This window comes from Paraburkholderia dilworthii, from assembly GCF_000472525.1.
GTDB lineage: Bacteria > Pseudomonadota > Gammaproteobacteria > Burkholderiales > Burkholderiaceae > Paraburkholderia > Paraburkholderia dilworthii.
In genome coordinates this window covers 33,609-52,366 of the sequence record NZ_AWZT01000019.1, presented here as the reverse complement: position 1 = coordinate 52,366, position 18,758 = coordinate 33,609, and the positions used below count along the sequence as shown (strand labels likewise).

The 18,758-nt window shown below is 64.2% G+C and carries 13 protein-coding genes and 1 pseudogene; 6 read left to right on the top strand and 8 right to left on the bottom strand.

From position 1 onward, the window contains the following. Positions 1 to 235 precede the first annotated feature (235 nt). Both ispH and hpnH read left to right on the top strand, forming a co-directional pair. Complete coding sequence (gene ispH, locus F759_RS0117890; protein WP_027801091.1) at positions 236 to 1,180, top strand: 4-hydroxy-3-methylbut-2-enyl diphosphate reductase; 945 nt, start codon at positions 236 to 238, stop codon at positions 1,178 to 1,180. 10 nt (positions 1,181 to 1,190) lie between these two features. Continuing rightward, positions 1,191 to 2,345 (top strand): adenosyl-hopene transferase HpnH, encoded by a 1,155-nt coding sequence (gene hpnH / locus F759_RS0117885; RefSeq protein ID WP_027801090.1) that lies wholly within the window; start codon positions 1,191 to 1,193, stop codon positions 2,343 to 2,345. A gap of 129 nt (positions 2,346 to 2,474) precedes the next feature. Here hpnH and F759_RS0117880 read toward each other — a convergent pair whose 3' ends face one another. Continuing rightward, positions 2,475 to 3,080, bottom strand: coding sequence for an MlaC/ttg2D family ABC transporter substrate-binding protein (locus F759_RS0117880; RefSeq protein WP_027801089.1), 606 nt, complete (start codon positions 3,078 to 3,080; stop codon positions 2,475 to 2,477). A gap of 298 nt (positions 3,081 to 3,378) precedes the next feature. Here F759_RS0117880 and hpnN point away from each other — a divergent pair, with 298 nt between their 5' ends. Together hpnN and F759_RS0117870 are read left to right on the top strand one after the other, a co-directional pair. Beyond that, positions 3,379 to 5,994 carry a hopanoid transporter HpnN gene (gene hpnN, locus F759_RS0117875; RefSeq protein ID WP_027801088.1) on the top strand — a complete coding sequence of 872 codons (2,616 nt, stop codon included), beginning with the start codon at positions 3,379 to 3,381 and terminating at the stop codon, positions 5,992 to 5,994. 2 nt (positions 5,995 to 5,996) lie between these two features. After that, complete coding sequence (locus tag F759_RS0117870) at positions 5,997 to 7,061, top strand: MlaA family lipoprotein (RefSeq protein WP_027801087.1); 1,065 nt, start codon at positions 5,997 to 5,999, stop codon at positions 7,059 to 7,061. Positions 7,062 to 7,276: 215 nt separating this feature from the next. Here F759_RS0117870 and F759_RS0117860 read toward each other — a convergent pair whose 3' ends face one another. From F759_RS0117860 to F759_RS0117830, 7 genes are all read right to left on the bottom strand, one after another. Then, a complete protein-coding gene (locus F759_RS0117860; RefSeq protein ID WP_027801086.1) occupies positions 7,277 to 8,008 on the bottom strand; it encodes a phosphorylase in 732 nt (243 codons plus the stop codon). A gap of 3 nt (positions 8,009 to 8,011) precedes the next feature. Then, positions 8,012 to 10,099 carry a squalene--hopene cyclase gene (gene shc / locus F759_RS0117855; protein WP_027801085.1) on the bottom strand — a complete coding sequence of 696 codons (2,088 nt, stop codon included), beginning with the start codon at positions 10,097 to 10,099 and terminating at the stop codon, positions 8,012 to 8,014. Further along, positions 10,096 to 11,370 carry a hydroxysqualene dehydroxylase HpnE gene (hpnE, locus tag F759_RS0117850; RefSeq protein ID WP_027801084.1) on the bottom strand — a complete coding sequence of 425 codons (1,275 nt, stop codon included), beginning with the start codon at positions 11,368 to 11,370 and terminating at the stop codon, positions 10,096 to 10,098. The genes shc and hpnE overlap by 4 nt, the downstream gene beginning before the upstream one ends. 4 nt (positions 11,371 to 11,374) lie before the next feature. Then, complete coding sequence (gene hpnD / locus F759_RS0117845) at positions 11,375 to 12,223, bottom strand: presqualene diphosphate synthase HpnD (protein WP_027801083.1); 849 nt, start codon at positions 12,221 to 12,223, stop codon at positions 11,375 to 11,377. Between the two features lie 289 nt (positions 12,224 to 12,512). Beyond that, the gene (locus tag F759_RS0117840; RefSeq protein ID WP_027801082.1) at positions 12,513 to 13,451 is read right to left on the bottom strand and encodes a GGDEF domain-containing protein; all 939 of its coding nucleotides are present in this window, start codon (positions 13,449 to 13,451) and stop codon (positions 12,513 to 12,515) included. Then, positions 13,448 to 14,071, bottom strand: coding sequence for a chemotaxis protein CheC (locus F759_RS0117835; protein ID WP_027801081.1), 624 nt, complete (start codon positions 14,069 to 14,071; stop codon positions 13,448 to 13,450). Before F759_RS0117835 ends, F759_RS0117840 begins: the two co-directional genes overlap by 4 nt. Beyond that, positions 14,064 to 14,432 (bottom strand): response regulator, encoded by a 369-nt coding sequence (locus F759_RS0117830; RefSeq protein ID WP_027801080.1) that lies wholly within the window; start codon positions 14,430 to 14,432, stop codon positions 14,064 to 14,066. The genes F759_RS0117835 and F759_RS0117830 overlap by 8 nt, the downstream gene beginning before the upstream one ends. A 676-nt stretch (positions 14,433 to 15,108) precedes the next feature. Between F759_RS0117830 and F759_RS37925 the strand changes: the two are divergent. Further along, a pseudogene (locus F759_RS37925) lies at positions 15,109 to 17,391 on the top strand (ATP-binding protein). A gap of 241 nt (positions 17,392 to 17,632) precedes the next feature. After that, positions 17,633 to 18,709 (top strand): hypothetical protein, encoded by a 1,077-nt coding sequence (locus F759_RS0117815; RefSeq protein WP_027801078.1) that lies wholly within the window; start codon positions 17,633 to 17,635, stop codon positions 18,707 to 18,709. Positions 18,710 to 18,758 lie beyond the last annotated feature (49 nt).

Sequence of the window (18,758 nt, the reverse complement as noted above, 5' to 3'; positions counted from 1 at the left end):
CGTGCAATTATTGCCGCATGAGTCAGGGCGGCGCTTCGCGCATGTGCCGCGTCCGCCCAACACTACAGCGGCCCCGCCAAAGCAAAGCTGGCCTGATAGCGTTAGAATGCGCGTTTGGTTTTGCTATACCGGCACGTCGCCGGAGTTCAAGACGTCAACTAATTAGATGGTCGCGGCGATAAAGTCAGAATTTCCGGCTTCCTCGAAACCCGCGTCAGTCGGAGTCCGCCAATTTATGCGAGTCATCCTTGCCCAACCCCGCGGCTTTTGTGCGGGCGTTGTTCGTGCAATCGAGATTGTCGATCGGGCGTTGCAGCAGCACGGCGCGCCTGTATATGTACGCCACGAGATTGTCCACAATCGTCATGTGGTCGACAATCTGCGCCAGAAAGGCGCGCGCTTCGTCGAAGAACTCGATGAAGTGCCGCAAGGCGCCGTGGCGATTTTCAGCGCGCATGGCGTCGCTCAAACGGTCGAGCGCGACGCGCAAGCGCGTGGTCTTGACGTGCTCGACGCGACCTGCCCGCTCGTCACGAAGGTGCATGTGCAGGGGCGTCAATATGTAAGCGCCGGGCGCACGCTGATTCTGATTGGCCACGCCGGACATCCGGAAGTGGAAGGCACGATCGGTCAGATTCCGGGCAAGGTGCTGCTGGTGCAAAGCGAGGCCGAAGTCGAGCATCTGAACTTGCCGGCCGATACACCGCTCGCCTACGTCACGCAGACTACGCTCTCAGTGGACGACACGCGTGGCATTATCGACGCGTTGCTGCGCCGCTTCACCAACATCGTCGGTCCTGACACGCGCGACATCTGCTATGCCACGCAAAACCGCCAGGCCGCCGTGCGCGAGTTGAGCAAGCAGGTGGACGTGCTGCTGGTGGTGGGCGCCACGAACAGTTCGAACTCGAACCGGCTGCGCGAGATCGGCAGCGAAAGCGGCGTGGCGAGCTATCTCGTCGCCGACGGTTCCGAAGTGAAGCCGGAGTGGTTTGCGAATGCGCAGACCATCGGCATCACGGCCGGCGCTTCGGCGCCGGAAGAAATGGTCAAAAATGTAATCGATGCGCTTAGCGCAATGGGGCCCGTCGATGTCACGACGATGGCGGGCCGTGAAGAGAAGGTCGAATTCAAGTTGCCATCGAAGTTGATGCAACCACTCGCCGTACGCGAAGTTTAAGGAGGACGTCTTGTCTATTCCGCTGCTACAGAAAGTCCGGGTCGGCGCATACATCATGCGTCAGCACCTCTCCGGCAACAAACGCTACCCGCTCGCACTGATGCTGGAGCCACTATTCCGCTGCAATCTTGCCTGCAATGGCTGCGGCAAGATCGACTATCCGGACCCCATCCTGAATCAGCGTCTGTCGCTGGAAGAATGCCTGGGCGCCGTCGACGAATGCGGCGCGCCCGTAGTGTCGATTGCAGGCGGCGAGCCGCTTCTGCACAAGGAAATGCCGCAGATCGTAAAGGGCATCATCGCACGCAAGAAGTTTGTGTACCTGTGCACGAACGCGCTGCTGATGGAAAAGAAGATGGACGACTACGAGCCGAATCCGTACTTCGTCTGGTCAGTTCACCTGGATGGCGATCAGCAGATGCACGACCATTCGGTGTCGCAAGACGGCGTGTACGACAAGGCGGTTGCGGCCATCAAGGAAGCGAAGCGCCGCGGTTTCCGCGTGAACATCAACTGCACGCTGTTCAACGACGCGGTGCCGGAGCGTGTTGCCGCGTTCTTCGACACAGTCGGGCCGATGGGCGTGGACGGCATCACCGTCTCGCCGGGCTATGCGTACGAGCGCGCGCCGGATCAGCAGCACTTCCTGAACCGCGACAAGACCAAGCACCTGTTCCGCGAAATTTTCAAGCGCGGCAACAACGGCAAGAACTGGTCGTTCAGCCAGTCGGCTATGTTCCTCGACTTCCTGGCCGGCAATCAGACCTACGAATGCACGCCGTGGGGCAACCCGGCGCGTACGGTGTTCGGCTGGCAGAAGCCGTGCTATCTGGTCGGCGAAGGCTACGTGAAGACCTTCAAGGAATTGATGGAAACCACGGACTGGGACAAATACGGTACGGGCAACTATGAAAAGTGCGCCGACTGCATGGTCCACTGCGGCTTCGAAGCCACGGCCGTGATGGATACGGTTGCGCATCCGTTGAAGGCGTTGAAGGTCAGCATGCGCGGCCCGAAGACGTCGGGTGCTTTCACGAAGGACATTCCTTTGGACAAGCAGCGCCCGGCTGAATACGTGTTCTCGCGCCACGTCGAGATCAAGCTGGAAGAAATCAAGGTGGCCGGCAAGGGCAGCAAGGTGCAGACGGCTACTGCTGCGCACTGAGCGTTCACGGGCAGCGGCCTCGCGCCGCTCGTCAAACCGGTGCTGCATGATGCAAAAAAGCGCGGTCTTTAAGGCCGCGCTTTTTCTTTGCTGGTTCTACTCAAGAGGCAAGCAGACTCCCGGTTCAGGTCACCCCGCGCTGCGTGCGTTATGCGCGGTGAGGAACTTGATCAGACCGTCGACGCCGCCCTTGGCAAGCTGATCGGCGAATTGCGTCTGATACACCTGGATCAGCCACGCGCCCATCATATTGATGTCATAGATCTTCCAGCCGGACGGCCCCTTGGTGAGCCGGTAGTCGATTGCGTCGTCGCCGCCATTGCTGATCACGTGCGATTGCACGACGACGTCTTTCGCGCCACCAGGCACATTGGCCGGCAGGAACTTGAACTTCACGTCCTGATCGCGCAACTGCGAAAGCGACGAAGCATACGTGCGCACGAGCAGCAGCGTGAACTGCTCATAAAGCTGCTTCTGCTGCTCGGGGGTAGCGGTGCTCCACGCCTTGCCGACTGCGATACGCGTGGTGCGCTGAAAGTCCGTTGCCGGCACGAAGCGCGTCTCGACCAGTTGCGTGATCTTCGTCATATCGCCGCCGCGGGCTTGCGGATCGGCTTTCATTGCCGAGACCGTTCCCTCGACGGCACTTTTTACCACCGCGTCGGGCGCGCTTTGCGCATAGGCGGCTGTTGACACCACGGCCGCAGCCAGAAAAGCAGACAGATAACGTTTCATACGCTCGACAAGACCTGAAAAGAGTGTGCGCCGCCGACCCTGAACTCGCGGCGAAAGCTGGGTAGACCAGTATACCGACATTGCGTTCCCGCCCCATCGAGCTGCACCGGGAGCCGCATTTGCTACGGGCAGTGCTGCCTGCGCTGTCGGAGGGCGTCGCTATTGCTCATTGTCGCTGTCCGCCCCCGGCGGCATCGCTGCCGCGCACTGGCACTGAATGCGGTCCGCTTTGCTCCGGCTCTGTATACTTGTGCACTTTCGTCAAAATGCCACCCGTGATAAGGCCAAGTTCGCCTACATGCTGAAGTCATCTATCGTTCGCCTCGTCGCCTACTCGGTGCGCCATCCTTTGCGGATCATCGCACTGTCGATCGTGCTCGCCATTTTGAGCGGGATCTATGTCGCGCATCACTTCAAGATCAACACGGACATCAGCCGCCTCATCGAAACGGACAAGGAATGGTCCACGCTCCAGCACGCGATGGACCAAGCCTTCCCCGAGCGCGGCGAGACGGTGCTCGTCGTCGTCGAGGCGCAAGCGCCTGAATTCGCCGACGCCGCCGCGAACGCGCTAACGGCAGCGCTGAAAGCGGAGCCGAAGGAATTCGTCGCAGTCTCGCAGCCCGCTGGCGGCCCGTTCTTCGAACACAACGGCCTGCTGTTCCCGTCGACTGAAGAGGTCATGTCGACCACCTCGCAACTCGTGCAGTCGCGCCCGCTCGTGAACACCCTTGCGCACGATCCCAGTCTCACAGGACTTGCTGGCACGCTCACCACGAGCCTGTTGCTGCCGTTGCAGATCGGTCAGGTGAAGCTCTCGGACATGAGCCGCCTGTTGTCGCAAAGCGCGAATACGCTGGACCTCGTGCTGGCGGGCAAGCCTGCCGCTTTTTCGTGGCGCGCGTTCGTCGACAAAAGTGCCGCGACCAATCCGGCCCGCGCCTTCGTGGTCGTGCAGCCGGTCGTCAACTACGATGCGCTCGAGCCGGGCGCAACGGCGTCTAAGGCGATCCGCGATACGGCGGCCTCGCTGCATCTCGACTCGCGTTATGGCGCCACAGTCCGCCTGACCGGCGCACAGCCGCTCGCGGACGAAGAGTTCGCGTCAGTCAAGGACGGCGCGGTGCTCAACGGTATCGGCACATTCGTCGTCGTGCTGGTGATCTTGTGGCTTGCGCTGCGCTCCGGCCGCATGATCGCCGCGGTCTTCATCACGCTGTTCGTCGGGCTCGCGATTACCGCGGCCCTCGGCCTCATGATGGTCGGCGCGCTGAACATGATCTCGGTTGCGTTCATGGTGCTATTCGTCGGCCTGGGCGTCGATTTTGGCGTGCAGTTCGGCGTCAAGTATCGCGAAGAGCGCAATCGCGACGACCGTCTTTCCGCCGCGCTCGCCCATACCGCGCACAGTATCGGCGTGCCGCTCACCCTCGCCGCGGTCGCGGTTGCGCTGAGCTTCTTCTCGTTTCTGCCGACGGCGTACCGCGGCGTGTCCGAGTTGGGCGAGATCGCCGGCGTCGGCATGTTCGTCGCGTATCTGACCAATATGACGCTGCTGCCGGCGCTGTTGAAGATCTTCAACCCGCCGGGCGAGCCCGCGTCGCCGGGCTTCAAGCAACTCGCACCCGTCGACGATTTCCTCGCCCGTCACCGCAAGCCCGTGCTGATCGGCACGCTGATCGTCGTGATCGGCGCCACGCCGTTGCTCACGCGTTTGCATTTCGACTTCAATCCGCTGCATCTGAAAGATCCGCATACGGAGTCGATGGCCACGCTGCTGTCGCTGAAGGATTCTCCCGAGGCGGCGGTGAACAACGTGCATGCGCTCGCGCCCTCGCTTGCTGAGGCCGATCGCGTGGCCGAGCGTTTGCGCGCATTGCCCGAAGTGGGCCGCGTCACGACGCTCGACACCTTTGTCCCCGCGCAGCAGCAACAAAAGATGATGCTCATCGCGAGCGCCGCGCAGCAACTGCTGCCCGCGCTGGAACAGCAACCGGCGCCGCAAGCCACGGACGCAGTGCGCGTCGCGGCGCTCAAGCGCGCGTCGAACCAGCTCTCGCTCGCCGCCGACGATCACCCGGGTCCGGGCGCCGCCGAAGCGAAACATCTGTCGGCCACGCTGCAAAAGCTCGCCGCCGTGGATGCCGCCACACGCGACCGCGCGGAAACCGCGATGTCCGAGCCGCTGCGCATCGCGCTCAAGCAGTTGGAGAATCTGCTGCAGCCGACCGAAATCACGCGGGACAATCTGCCGAAGGAAATTTCGAAGGACTGGGTATCGAAGGATGGCCGGGCGCTCGTCGACATTGCGCCGAAGGTGAAGCCCGGCACTGATCCAAACGACGACGTGGCGCTCGCGCGCTTCGCGCATGCTGTCAAGAAGGCGGAGCCCGGCGCGATCGGCGGACCGATCTCAATCCTTCATTCCGCGGATACGATCATCAAGGCGTTCTTGCAGGCCGCGGGCTGGGCGCTGCTGTCCATCGCGATCCTGTTGTGGGTCGCGCTGCGGCGCCTCGGCGATATGCTGCGCACCCTCGTTCCGCTGCTCGTGTCGGCGCTTGTCACACTGGAGTTGTGCGTGGTGTTCGGCATGCCGCTGAATTTCGCGAATATCATCGCATTGCCGCTGATGCTCGGCGTCGGCGTGGCCTTCAAGATTTACTTCGTGATGGCATGGCGCAACGGACAAACCGGCTTGTTGCAGTCGAGCCTGACGCACGCCGTGCTGTTCAGCGCGGCGACCACGGCGACGGCGTTCGGCAGCCTGTGGCTTTCGCATCATCCGGGAACGTCCAGCATGGGCCGCCTGCTGGCGCTGTCGCTGTTTTGCACGCTCATCGGTGCAGTGGTTTTCCAACCCGTGCTGATGGGCAAGCCGCGCCCACGTCGCGCGAAGCACAAAGGAATATAAGCATGAAACTGCGTACCACCGTGCTGGCGCTCGCCGCCACCGGCCTCATTGCCGGCTGCGCAACCGGTCCGGACCGCAAGCCCGGCGACCCGTTCGAGCCGATGAACCGGGCGGTGTTCACTTTCAACGACGGTCTTGACCGCTACGTCGCGATGCCCGTCGCCAAGGGCTATCAGAAGGTGACGCCGCAGCCGTTGCGCACGGCCGTCAGCAACTTCTTTTCGAACCTGGGCGACCTGAGCAACGCTGCGAACGCGCTGCTGCAATTGAAGATCACCGACGCGACCGAGGACATCATCCGTTTCGCCTTCAACTCGACGTTCGGCCTCGGCGGCCTGCTCGATTGGGCGACGCCGGCAGGGTTGCCGAAGCATCATCAGGATTTCGGCCTGACGCTCGGACACTGGGGGATCCCGTCGGGACCGTATCTGGTGTTGCCGCTATTCGGGCCTAGCACCGTGCGCGACAGCATGGGCCTCGTGGTGGACGTGAAGTTCAATCCATTGAACTACATGGAGCCGGCGTTGCGTAATCCGCTGTATGTGCTGCAATTCGTGAGCGTGCGTTCGGATCTGCTCGGCGCAACGGATCTGTTGCAACAAGCGGCTTTGGACAAATACTCGTTCGTGCGCGACGCCTATACGCAGCAACGGCGGGCGCGTCTGCGCGGCACCGGCGACAATGCAGCGCCGCTGCCGGAATACGACGATCAGGAGGATTCCGGCGCTGCACCCGTTCCGGCGAAGGGTGCTGCCGCAGGCGCGCCGGCCGCGCTGCCCAATTACGCGGACCCAGGCGATACGGCTGCGACGCCGGATGCGGCGTCTGGAGCGGCTACGGGCGCGCCGGCGGGCGTGCCCAATTACACGGATCCGGGTGACGCGCCTGCGCCGGCAAGCGGCGCGGCGGGCTCGATGCCGAATCGGACGAATGCGGGGACAACTGCGGGTACAGCTACGGCGCCCACAACCGCACCGGCTCCGGCGTCAGCGCCGGGCACGGCCACGCTACCGACTGCCGCGCCAGCCGATAACAAACAACCGGCTTCAGCACCGGCTGCGCAATAGCATCGGTGAACGCGCGCCTCAGGCGTAGACCGATGGCGTTGAATGGCTACGCGAACCGCCGCAGGCAGGCGGCAACATGCACCGCGTCTATCCAGCACTGGCTCAGCAATAACATCAGCGAATGCGCGCCCAGGATGGCGGCAGGGTTATAGACGGGCAAGTGAAGTGCGGCAGGCAAGCGCGCGGCAAGCAGCACCACGGCTCATCGGACAGCGTCAGGCGACGCCGATATTGAACGCCCCCGCTGCGCCGAGCGCTTGCCGAGCATGCACCAGCGAGACGCGCGCCGCGCGAGCATCCATCGCCACCTGAATCAGCGCGCCGATCTGCGACGGTTGCCGCATCAGCTCACGCAGGATCGGGGCAAGCGCGGTGCTGCCGTCATCGCGCAGCCCCGCAGTCGCTGCCGACGGCAATGTGCGCCACGCCGGATCCACGATCGCACGGCACACGGCGAACGGCAATCCACGCGCGACGGCCATCGCGCCAGCGAGATGCGACTCCATATCCACAGCCAACGCGCCCGTCGAGTGATGCAGCGCCCGCTTGTCGTCGGCGGACATGAGCGGTGCTGCAACCGCGGCCATCGAGCCGCGCTGCAAACGCGATGCGAGCGGTCCCTTAGTCAGCGCGGCGGCGAGCCGGTTGGCCCAGGCTGAATCGGTGGGAACGCGGCCGAACGGACCTTCGACGGCATCCGCGACAATCAGCGCGCCCGGCTTCAAATCCGGCGCCAGGCCGCCCGCCGTACCGAAGCTGACGATCCCCGAGCAACCGCGCGCCACCGCTGCGCTCAGCGCGCGTTCCAGCAAATCGGCGCGCGCCGCGTAGACCACTTCGACGCCCTGGCCTCGCGCGATTCGCGCTTCGAAAGCCATGCCCGTGACGACGATGACCGGCAAGCCGCTGCGGCCGGCATCGGCGGACGGCGCTGTGGGACCGGGCATCCGTTACATCCCGACCGCGACGCGCGTAAGCCCGTTGCGCTTCAAATGACGGAAGCGCGCGAGCGCCCACAGCGGGAAGAACTTGCGGTAGCCGTGATAGCGCAGATAAAACACGCGCGGGAAACCGGTGGCGGTAAACCGCGTTTCGTCCCACAAGCCATGTTCACGCTGTTCTCGCTGCAAATAGTCGATGCCGCGCGCAACGGCCTCGTGATTCACCTCGCCCGCCGCCATCAGGCCCATCAGCGCCCACGCCGTTTGCGAAGCCGTGCTCGGCGCGCGTTCGTAACCGCGATAGTCGAGCTTGTAGCTCTCGCCGCCCTCGCCCCAGCCGCCGTCTTCGTTCTGGATAGACAACAGCCACTGCGCGGCGCGCTGGATGCGCGGGTCGTCGTGCGGCATGCCGGCCGCGTTCAGCGAACACAGCGCGGTCCACGTACCGTAGATGTAGTTCAAACCCCAACGGCCATACCAGCTGCCATCCGGCTCCTGTTCCTTCAGCATGTAGTCGAGCGCGCGTTGCGCCGGTTCGCTGTTCTGCGGGAACTCGCCGAGTTGCGCGAGCATCGACAGACAACGGCCGGACACGTCGGCAGTCGGCGGATCGAGCAGCGCGCCGTGATCGGAGAACGGAATGTTGTTCAGGTAATACTGCGTGTTCTCGGGCTCGAACGCGCCCCAGCCGCCGTCGCTGCTCTGCATGCCGACGACCCATTCGCGCGCGCGCGCAATCGCTTCCCGATCGACGCCCGATTCCGTGAGCGCCGCCGAACGATGCATGGCCATCGCAACCACGGCCGTGTCGTCGACGTCCGGGTAATACGCGTTGTTGTACTGGAAAGCCCAGCCGCCAGGACGCACGTTCGGGCGGCGCGAAATCCAGTCGCCGCGCACGTCGAGAATCTGTAGCGGACGCAGCCATGCAAGGCCGCGCTCAGCCGCCTGCTCGGCGCGCGCTTCGCCGGTTTCGAGCAACGCGTGCGCGGCAAGCGACGTGTCCCACACCGGCGACAGACACGGCTGGCAATATGCTTCGTCATCCTTGATAACGAGCAGCTTTTCAATCGACTGGCGCGCAATCGCGCGGTTCGGATGATCGGCCGGATAGCCGAGCACGTCGTACATCATCACTGAATTGGCCATAGCCGGGAAAATCGCGCCGAGGCCGTCTTCGCCATTCAGCCGCCGATCGACGAAGGCCACCGCTTCACGCACCGCGCGCTCGCGGGTGACTTTCGGAAACAGGCCGTCGACCGCGCGCAGCACCGTATCCACGACGCGGAAAAAGCGAAACCAGCCGACATGCTGATGCGGCGCCCGCGCCGGCATGCCGGTGTTGACCGGCGCCCCACGGAACAACTCGTCGATGCGCACGCGGCGCGGATTGCGCGCGAGCGGCCGCTTTGCGTTAAGCACGAGCAGCGGCACGATCACGGTCCGCGCCCAGTACGACACCTTCGACAGATGGAACGGGAACCACATCGGCAACAGCGTGATCTCGACGGGCATCATCGGCACTGCGCGCCACGACACCACGCCGAACAGCGCCAGCAGGATTCGCGTGAAGACGTTCACTGCCTCCGCGCCCCCGTGCGTGAGAATCGCCTCGCGTGCGCGGACCATATGCTCGGCATCCACGGGATCGCCGATCATCTTCAGCGCGAAGTACGCCTTCACGCTCGCGCTGACGTCGAGCGCGCCGTCGGTGAAGAGCGGCCAGCCGCCGTCGGCGAGCTGGATGCGGCGCAGATAGCGCGCGATTTTCTGCTCCAGTTCGATATTCGGCGTTTCGCCGAGGTAATGGACCAGCAGCACGTATTCGGCGGGAATCGTTGCGTCGGCTTCCAGTTCGTAAATCCAGTGGCCGTCCGGCTTCTGCGCGGCGAGGATGGCGTCGGTCGCGCGCGTGATCGCGGCGTCGAGCGAAGGGGCAAACGGGGCGGACGCGTTGGACACGTTGGACACGTTGGACACGTTGGACGCGGTCAGCGCGTCAGCCGCGTCGCTCGCGTCGCCAGGCGCGCTTTGCGCCTCACCGGCGGATTCGGGCATGACGGCGCCCAGCATGTGGGCTTGAGATAAGTCGTTCATCGGCGTTCCATCGGTTGATTCAGCAACGTATCCGCGGCCTTCTGGCCGGAGCGGATCGCGCCTTCAATCGTCGCGGGCAGGCCGGTGGCCGTCCAGTCTCCCGCGAGCATGAGATTGTTCCAGCGAGTGCGCGTGCCCGGACGCAGCGTTTGCTGGTCCGGCAACGCGGCGAATGTCGCGCGTTTGTCGACGACCATCTGCCAGGCCGGCATTGGCGCAGCCGGCAGATTGGCCGCTTGCGTCACCTCGGCCCACAAGCGCGTCGCGAGTTCTTCGCGCGGCGTGTCGATAACATGCTCTGCGCCGTAAACCGTCGCGGAAAGACGCCCGTCGGACGCGAACAGCCATTGCGCAGTGCCGTTCAGCAGGCCGCTGACGGGCGGCAAGCCGAACGGCGGCTCGACCGCGAAATGCACACTGACGGTCGAAGCAAAGCGAGTGGGCGCGCGCAAGCCTGGCACGAGCGTATGCGCGATGTCCGGCGGCACGGCCAGAATCACGGCCTGGTTTGCATCGAGCACGACGCTTTGTTCGGCGAAACTTAGCGCCTGCACGCGGCTCGTATTCGCATTTGCGGCAAACACGATTTCTTCGAGCCGCGAGCAGAGCTCGATCGCAGCGCCGCCATGCTGCAATAACCGCAACGCCGGATCGACGAAAGCGCTGCTCAGACCGTTGCGTGCGATAAGCGGCCGGCACGCGAGGCCGCCGGCAATCAACGTCTCGCGCACCATCGCCGCAGTCAGTTCCGCCGACGCGTCGCGCGGCTCGGCGTTGAGCATTGCGCGAAACAGCGGCGCGAGCAAGCGGTCCCAGAGCGGGCCATTGCTGCGCATGGTTTGCGCGACGCTGCGGCCGGGCTTTGCGAAAAGCAGCGGCACGAGACTGAGATAATCGCCCGGGCCGGTGTTCGGCACACGCGCGTTCTGATCGAAGATCCACCACGGCAGCCGCCCCGACGACAGGCGCACCGTCCAGCGCGCGCGAGTGGCGAGGTCCACGAACGGGAATTCGGGCAACGCGGGCCCCGTGAGTTCGTCAGCGGAGCCGATCGCCCGCGCATAGTTCAGCGTGGCGACGTTGCCGGACATCATCAGGTGATTGCCGCTGTCGATCGTCGCGCCTAGCTTGGCGTCGTAATACGAACGGCAACGGCCGCCGGCCTGTTCGGCCGCTTCGTGCAGCACGACTCGCGCGCCGCGCCGCTGCAACTGCACTGCGGCGGCCAGGCCGGCGAGGCCCGCGCCGACCACATGTACGAGTCTCGACATCAGCTCAGAAGAGCGCGTAACGCGCGACGATCCACAGCATGCGCAGCTTCGGCTTGCTGACCTTCGTACGCGGAATGTCGAAGCCGCGCTCCAGCGTGCGTTCGAGCAGCACACGGTACACGCCCGACATGATGCGCGGCGCGCGCACCTGATTGCGCGGCTCACGGTCCATGATCGCGTCGGACGCGGCGAAGTGCGCTTTCGCGCGCCCGGCAAGCGTTGCGCAGACACGCGGCAGTGAGGGATCGTCGGCGATCTGCGCGGGGTTCTTCACCGCGATGCCTTCGCGCGCCAGCAGTTCGTGCGGCAGATAACAACGGTTGATGCCGGCGTCTTCGTCGATGTCGCGAAGAATGTTCGTAAGCTGAAGCGCGCGGCCGAGATGGTGCGCCAACAAACGGCCCGGCTCCTCCTGCATCCCGAATATTCTCACCGATAGACGGCCCGCCGCACTCGCCACCCGGTCGCAATAGAGGTCGAGCGTGGCCTCGTCGGGCGCGCAGATGTCGGCGGCGGCATCCATCGCCATGCCGTCGATCATCGCGTGAAAGTCCTCGCGTTGTAGATGGAACGTGTGGATGTGCCGCGTCAGCGCGCGCAACGAGGCGCGCGGTGCGCCGGCATAGCACGCGTCGATGTCGGCGCGCCAGCGCTCTAGCGCGGCCGCGCGATCGGCGCGCGGCATGTCGCTGTCGGCAATGTCGTCGACAGCACGGCAGAATGCGTAGACCTGATACATCGCGTCGCGTTGCGCAGCCGGCAGGATGCGCATGGCGAGATAGAACGAGCTGCCGGACGTAGCGGCAGCGGCGTCGATTTCAGTATCGTCCACGACAGGATTGGAAACAGCCAAGACGATCTCCGCAGGAGGGCGCCCGCTGAAAGGCGTTCAGGAATTTTTATGTCCCGCCGCAGGGCGGGCGGCCCGCGCGCGCGGACACGCGCGAAACAGACGGCTGGGATGCCGGAAACGGCGAAAAGTATAACAACGTTTATGAGACGACGCAGTTTTCGCGGCGGAATGAGGGCCGCAAGCAGCTCGGACCGGCGAACCGGGCGCGACGTGCAGCGCGTGGCGCCGCGCATGCAACCGGCAGCTCGAGCGCAAGCACGTGCTACGAATCACCTTCGATCATCGCTCATCACGTCAACGCGACGGAGCGGTTGCGTCCCTGCCGCTTCGCGCTGTAGAGCGCCGCGTCGGCCTCGTTGATCAACACGTCATACGCGGGCAAGCCGGGACGCGCCGCCGCGCCGCCTACGCTCGCTGTCACCGGCACGCTCGTGCCCTGCACTTCGACCGGCGTATCCGCAATCGTGCGGCGAATTTTCTCCGCGACGCGCATCGCGTCCTCAAGCGGCGTGCAGGGCAACAGCAACGCGAACTCCTCGCCGCCGAAGCGCCCGAAGGTGTCTTGCGCCCTCACGACCTCGGCAACGCGCTGCGCCATCACCCGCAAAACAGTATCGCCGACGCCGTGGCCGAACTGGTCGTTGATCTTCTTGAAGTGATCGAGATCGAATAGCAGCACCGACATGTCGCCGCCATAGCGCTGCCAGCGCGTGTACTCGTCCAGCAGACGCGCCTCGAAGAAGCGGCGGTTGGCAATGCCGGTGAGCCCGTCGCGGTCCGCGTATTCCTGCAGTTTTGCAACGGCCTCCTCGCGCTCGCGCTGCACGATGCTCACATGCGTTACATCGGAAATGGTCACGCAGACGGCCACCACTTCCCGATCGCGCGTGAGCGGCATGAACGTGACGTCCTGCTGCATGTAATCGACGCCGCCCGTGATCGGCCGATCGTGATCGAACTTGAACAGATACGGACGCTGTTCCCACGAACTGAACGCGAAACTACCGAGCTGAAAAACGCTTTCGATCTTGCGCGACAACCACACGCGCGGCAGTTCCGGAAAATGCGTGAACAGCGACTTGCCGACCACCTGCTCCGCCGACAAACCGCTGTGGTCCTGCATGAACCGGTTCCACATCAGCACGTTCATTTCGCGGTCGAGCACGAAGATGCCGAAGCCCACTCGCTCCACCACGAGATCGCTCAACGACTCTGTAGGCGCGCTCATAGACTGGACAGCAGCGCGTCGAGCGCGTCGTTCATGTGACGGATGGACTCTTCGGCCATCAGCATCACGAGATGCGCGCGAAAACTCTGGTTTTCGAGCGTGAAGTTGACTTCGACGAGCAACGCGACTTCCCATTGCAGTACGCCGGGCTGAAACACTTCGTCGAGCGTCAGTGCATCGCCGAGCAGGCCGGGCGCCGAGAACACCGGCGTGCGGCCGAGCTGGTCCAGAATGCATGACACGCACGCTCCGGTGAGCACATTCGCGACGTCGAACATCAGTTCTTTCTGGCTCACTGCTTCATATGCCGAGCGCGAATACGGATCGCTGACGAGCGCGCACAGGTCCTCGACGCTGTCGCTGCGGCAAATCACGAGCGCCTCGCCCTTGATGTCCGAGCGAAAGCCCTGGCGCACCGCGCTCACCCGGTCCTCGATACCGGTCATTTCGCGCAGCGCCCGTGCAGCCTCGCTGACGGCCACCACCTTCACGCGCGGCACCGACAATTCGATGAACGAATCGAGCAGCCGTGCGAGACGCGTCGCGGCTTGACCCATCGCCAGATTGGCGACCTCTTGCAGCGCGTCGCGCTGATCTTCGGTGAGGACTGGCTCAGACATACAACCCGTACTCCTTGAGGATGGGCAGTACCGCCTCCGGCGTCACGGGCTTGGCGATGAACGCCGCGGCGCCGAGCGCGCGCACGCGCGCCTGGGCCATCGGCTGGATATCGGCCGAGACGACGATGACGAAGGTGTTCAGATCCTCATGCTGCAATGCCTCGAGCACCTGATAGCCGTTCATGTCCGGCATGGTCAGGTCGAGGAACATCACCGAGGCTTTTCCCTGACGATACAAACCGAGCGCTTCGCGTCCGTTCGAGGCGTAAGACACGTCGACGTCCCAATCCGGCGGCAATGCCTTTGTGAGCACCTTGCGGGCAAGCAATGAATCATCGGCGATCACGATTGGCAAAGGCATGGCGGGTCGAAAGACGGAATGAGCTCTTGCGGGTTAACGGCGGATAGCGGGATCTCTTTAGTGCGGAGTCTGGGGGCGAGCGGCGAAAGGCGCGTCGCCCTGGTGGAGTGCTGCTTGCAGCCGGGCGAGGAGAGTGCGCGGCGCGGCACATTTGGCGAATCCCGGGCGCATGCAAGACTGCGTGCGCGTACGCTGGACGACGGCTATGACCGGCATGTGCTGAGCCTACCCCGTAGTGAGTCGGCGCGGCTCGTCGGATCAGGCTGGTCCCGTGCCGCGCGCGTGGTTTCCGCGAACGCCGGCACTCACGCGTGTACGCATGATCCGGTGCCCTCGCGGCGTATGCGTTCGAACATGGCGGACGCACTTTTTGTGATTGCGTTGATTCTCGAAGTAAAACAGTCGAAAAGCAATACGCGGTATTTTCGTCCGGCTGACAATATCTTCCTTGTCGAGCCATTTTTCGAAAAGATACACGCCGCATATTAGTGCATTGCATACCGTTTATACTTTTGTGTACGTTTGCGCTTCTTGATTCGTCACTGATTTAAAAGGCTGACGAATCGCGCGCGGAATCGGCGCGCGCCCCAAACAACGGTAACTTCTACCGCCGTTCAGCGACTATGCTTCTCGTATCATCCCGTCTCTCCGTCAGAAAGACATGAGCGTTTAACAAATGAAACAAGACCGGTTCGACCCGCACCGAGCGAGCCGCCTTTCCGCAGACGGGCAGGACGACGCCGTATTCCCCGCAGTACCCGAGCAGAATTTCCAGGTTCGACGAATGACGCTGATCGCGCTGCTCGTCGCCGCGATCGTGCTGCCGTGCCTCTATGTCGCGGCGATGGCGTTTAGCGATCTGCGCACCCGCGAAGCCGACGCGACCAACATGACACTGCGCACCGTGCGTGTCGCCGAAGAACATGCGCTGAAAGTCTTCGACATGAACGAGACGCTCGACACGCGCATCGTCGATTTAACCGAAGGACTCGACGACGACGGTATTCGCGCGCGCGAAGCCGCCATTCACCAGAAAGTACGCACAATGGGCGGCGGCTATCCGCAGGTGGCCGCGGTGTCGATTTTCGGCCGCGACGGCGCGCTGCTTGTAAGCAGCCGGTTTTATCCGGCGCCGTCGGTTTCGATCGGCGACCGCGACGATTTCGTCGGCCTTCGCGATGGCCGCGACCTCGAACACGTATCGAAGGTAATGACGGGGCACGTCGCCGGCGAACAGGTGTTCAACACGGGCGTGGAGCGGCGCGCGCCCGACGGCACTTTCGCGGGCGTCGTGTCGGTCGCGCTGCGTCCGAGCTATTTCGACGCGTTCTACCGCGAACTGCTCGGCGGCAACCAGGGCGCGCCGATGAGCATGAGCCTCGTTCGCTCCGATGGCGCGTTCCTCGCACACTATCCGCGCCGCCCGCGCGAACCGGCGGTCGTCGCGGCGGACTCGCCATTCGCCGAGGCGATGAACCAGGGACGGCGCGCCGGCGTCACCCGCATGCGCTCGAATATTGACGGCGACAACATGATCGTCGCGTTCCGGCATGTCGGCTCTTATCCCGTGTACGTCATGTGCGGCTATCGCGCGTCGGCGATGTGGGCCGCGTGGTATCGGCACCTCGCCGTTCTGGTTCTGTCGATATTCACGCCGTCTGTCGCGCTATGGTGGGTGATCTGGCTGTCACTGCGCCGGCTCAGCGCCGAGCAGCAGGCGTGGGAGCGCTGGCAGGCGGAAGCGTCGATGCGCCGCTCGATTGAATCGGCATACCGGCAGTCACGCAAGATGGAAGCGCTCGGCACGCTGGTGGGCAGCGTCGCTCACGACTTCAACAACCTGCTGATGATCCTCTCGGCCAACCTGCAGATCGCGCGGCGGCGCAGCGCGCCCGGCCTGGATCGCGAACTCTCGGCGATGGAGCGCGCGCTCAAGAGCGGTCAGTCGCTCACGCGACAGTTGCTGGGCGTCGCCCGCAAGCAGCCGCTGCGCAATGAAACCGTCGCGCTCGAGCGCTGGCTGCCGGCCTGCCGGGACTTGCTGCGCGCGTCGCTCGGCGCCAAGGTATCGCTGGTGCTGGATATCGGCGCCGACGTCTGGCCGATGCGCGTGGACGTCGCGGAGCTCGAACTCGCGCTCATCAACATCGCCGTGAACGCGCGCGACGCCATGCCCAACGGCGGGCGCTTCACCGTGCGCGCGATCAACATCACGTTCCGTCACGAAGACGGCTTCCCGCTGACCGGCGACTTCGTCTAGGTGTCGCTCGAAGACACCGGTGTCGGCATGGCGTCCGAGGTGCTCGCGCGCGCCTTCGAGCCGCTCTTCACGACCAAGGCGAAGGGCATGGGGACGGGGCTCGGTCTGCCGCAGGTGTTTGCCTTTTGCGAGCGCTCCGGCGGCCTTGCCGCGATCGACAGCGCGGTGGGCGCCGGCACGTCCGTGCGGCTGTACTTGCCGCGCGCGGCGGAGGAGTCGGCGATCGACGGGCCATCCGAAACGGGGGCAGACGACAACGGCGCGTCGCATGGACTGCGCGTTCTGCTCGTCGAGGACAACGAGGAAGTGGCAGCGGGCACGGAAGCGTTGCTGCAAATGATGGATCACCAGGTCACGTGCGTCTTCAATGCCGACATGGCGTTGCGCCTTCTCGGCGATGCGCACGCGCAACAAGTCCGCACCGGCGAGCCTCTGCCGTTTGACCTCGTGCTCTCGGACATCCATATGCCGGGGAGCCTGAACGGCATCGATCTGGCCGAGGCGATCAGGGCGCTGGACAGCAGGCTGCCGGTCATACTCGTCACCGGCTACGCGGAAGAGCTCGATCGCGCACGGCATGTGAACGTGCGAGTACTGTCCAAACCCTTCGATATCGCGCTGCTGGAGAGTCTTTTGCAGGGAATCCAGCGCGACCTCGCCCAGAGCGGCCTCGATTCAGCGACGCATCAGGTGCAATAGCACGATGGTTTGCGCGCCGCCTCTCTCCCCGCTTTTCCTCGCTGCTTGCCTGATTTGCGCTGAATTGTAAAAAGCGCGGGCCGCCAGTCTCGGCGTCGTGCGATGAAGCGCTTCGGCGCGTGCCCATCGCTACGGGCACGCGCCGCGTAAGCCGCGCTCCCGGCATGAACGTTGCGGCACTCACTAAATAGTGGGGATGGCGCGTGGCGCGCTGTCCGTCCTACCCAAACGGGAGACAGCCATGCGACATACCGTGATTGGTTTATTCGACACCTATGCTCAGGCCGAAACCGCCCGCGACACGCTGGTGCAGACCGGTTTCGCGCGCGACACCATCGAATTGCAAGCAAATGCCGAACCGTCGATCGGCTCCGCAACCGGGGAAGTCGCCGGTTCGGGCGTGCTCGCGAACATTGAACGGTTCCTGTCGAGCCTCTTTGCCAGCGGCTCGCGGGCGCCCGAGACGGCGCGCTACACGGAGGCCGTGCGGCGGGGCGCCGTGCTTGTCGTTGTTGACGCCGCCAGCGAATCGCACGCGGAACTCGCTCGCAATACGCTGACAAGGCTCGGCGCGACTGACATCGGCGAGCGTTCGCCGGATTGGGGCACGCAATCGGCCACGGAGAGTGCGCGGGAACATTCGCTGCTCGACGAGCTGGGAATCGGCGCGGTCACGCCGGGAACGCCGCGCGGATCCGAAGCAGGAATGGCTGGGTCGACCGGCAGGGACACGGCAACATCCGCATCAGGCGGGACAACAGCCGGGACGACGACTGCGGGCGGCGCGGCCACCCGCCCTGCTGCTGCGGCCGATCCGCTGTATTCGACGCCCCGCAGCACCGACGCTGAGCCGTTCGTGCCGCCGCCGCTCAGCGAGCGCTCAGCAACGGGCGCGACCAGCGAACCCATGCCGGACCCGCTAGCCGACGATGCCGGCCGCAGCGCAATTGCCGCCGGCTCGGCGCCGGGCTCGGGCGCCGTGATGCAGCCGTCGGAGGTGGTCTCCGGAGCGGCGCAACCGACGGCGGGTCTCAGCGGCCAGATTCCAAACGAATATCTGGAATACGAAGAAGACTTCCGTACGCATTACGACGAGCAGTACGCCGCCGACGACTCGCGCTACGAGGACTATGTGCCGGCTTACCGCTACGGTGCGGAGATCGGCAAGGACGTGCGTTATCGCGACAGGGCGTGGGACGACGTGGAACCGGAAGCGCGGCGTCATTGGGAAACGACGTCGCCGGATAGCACATGGGAGCGCTTCAAGCTCGCGGTGCGCCACGGCTGGGAGCGCGTGACCGGGCATCACCACGTATAGATGCTTCGGCGCAGGAACGTGTGAGCAGTAGCGGCGGCGCGCCGTGAGG

Bases quoted from the DNA above. Each gene is read 5' to 3' on its own strand.
- ispH (WP_027801091.1), top strand. From the start codon at position 236: ATGCGAGTCATCCTTGCCCAACCCCGCGGCTTTTGTGCGGGCGTTGTT.
- F759_RS0117880 (WP_027801089.1), bottom strand. From the start codon at position 3,080: ATGAAACGTTATCTGTCTGCTTTTCTGGCTGCGGCCGTGGTGTCAACA.
- hpnN (WP_027801088.1), top strand. From the start codon at position 3,379: ATGCTGAAGTCATCTATCGTTCGCCTCGTCGCCTACTCGGTGCGCCAT.
- F759_RS0117870 (WP_027801087.1), top strand. From the start codon at position 5,997: ATGAAACTGCGTACCACCGTGCTGGCGCTCGCCGCCACCGGCCTCATT.
- F759_RS0117860 (WP_027801086.1), bottom strand. From the start codon at position 8,008: ATGCCCGGTCCCACAGCGCCGTCCGCCGATGCCGGCCGCAGCGGCTTG.
- shc (WP_027801085.1), bottom strand. From the start codon at position 10,099: ATGAACGACTTATCTCAAGCCCACATGCTGGGCGCCGTCATGCCCGAA.
- hpnE (WP_027801084.1), bottom strand. From the start codon at position 11,370: ATGTCGAGACTCGTACATGTGGTCGGCGCGGGCCTCGCCGGCCTGGCC.
- F759_RS0117840 (WP_027801082.1), bottom strand. From the start codon at position 13,451: ATGAGCGCGCCTACAGAGTCGTTGAGCGATCTCGTGGTGGAGCGAGTG.
- F759_RS0117835 (WP_027801081.1), bottom strand. From the start codon at position 14,071: ATGTCTGAGCCAGTCCTCACCGAAGATCAGCGCGACGCGCTGCAAGAG.
- F759_RS0117830 (WP_027801080.1), bottom strand. From the start codon at position 14,432: ATGCCTTTGCCAATCGTGATCGCCGATGATTCATTGCTTGCCCGCAAG.
- F759_RS0117815 (WP_027801078.1), top strand. From the start codon at position 17,633: ATGCGACATACCGTGATTGGTTTATTCGACACCTATGCTCAGGCCGAA.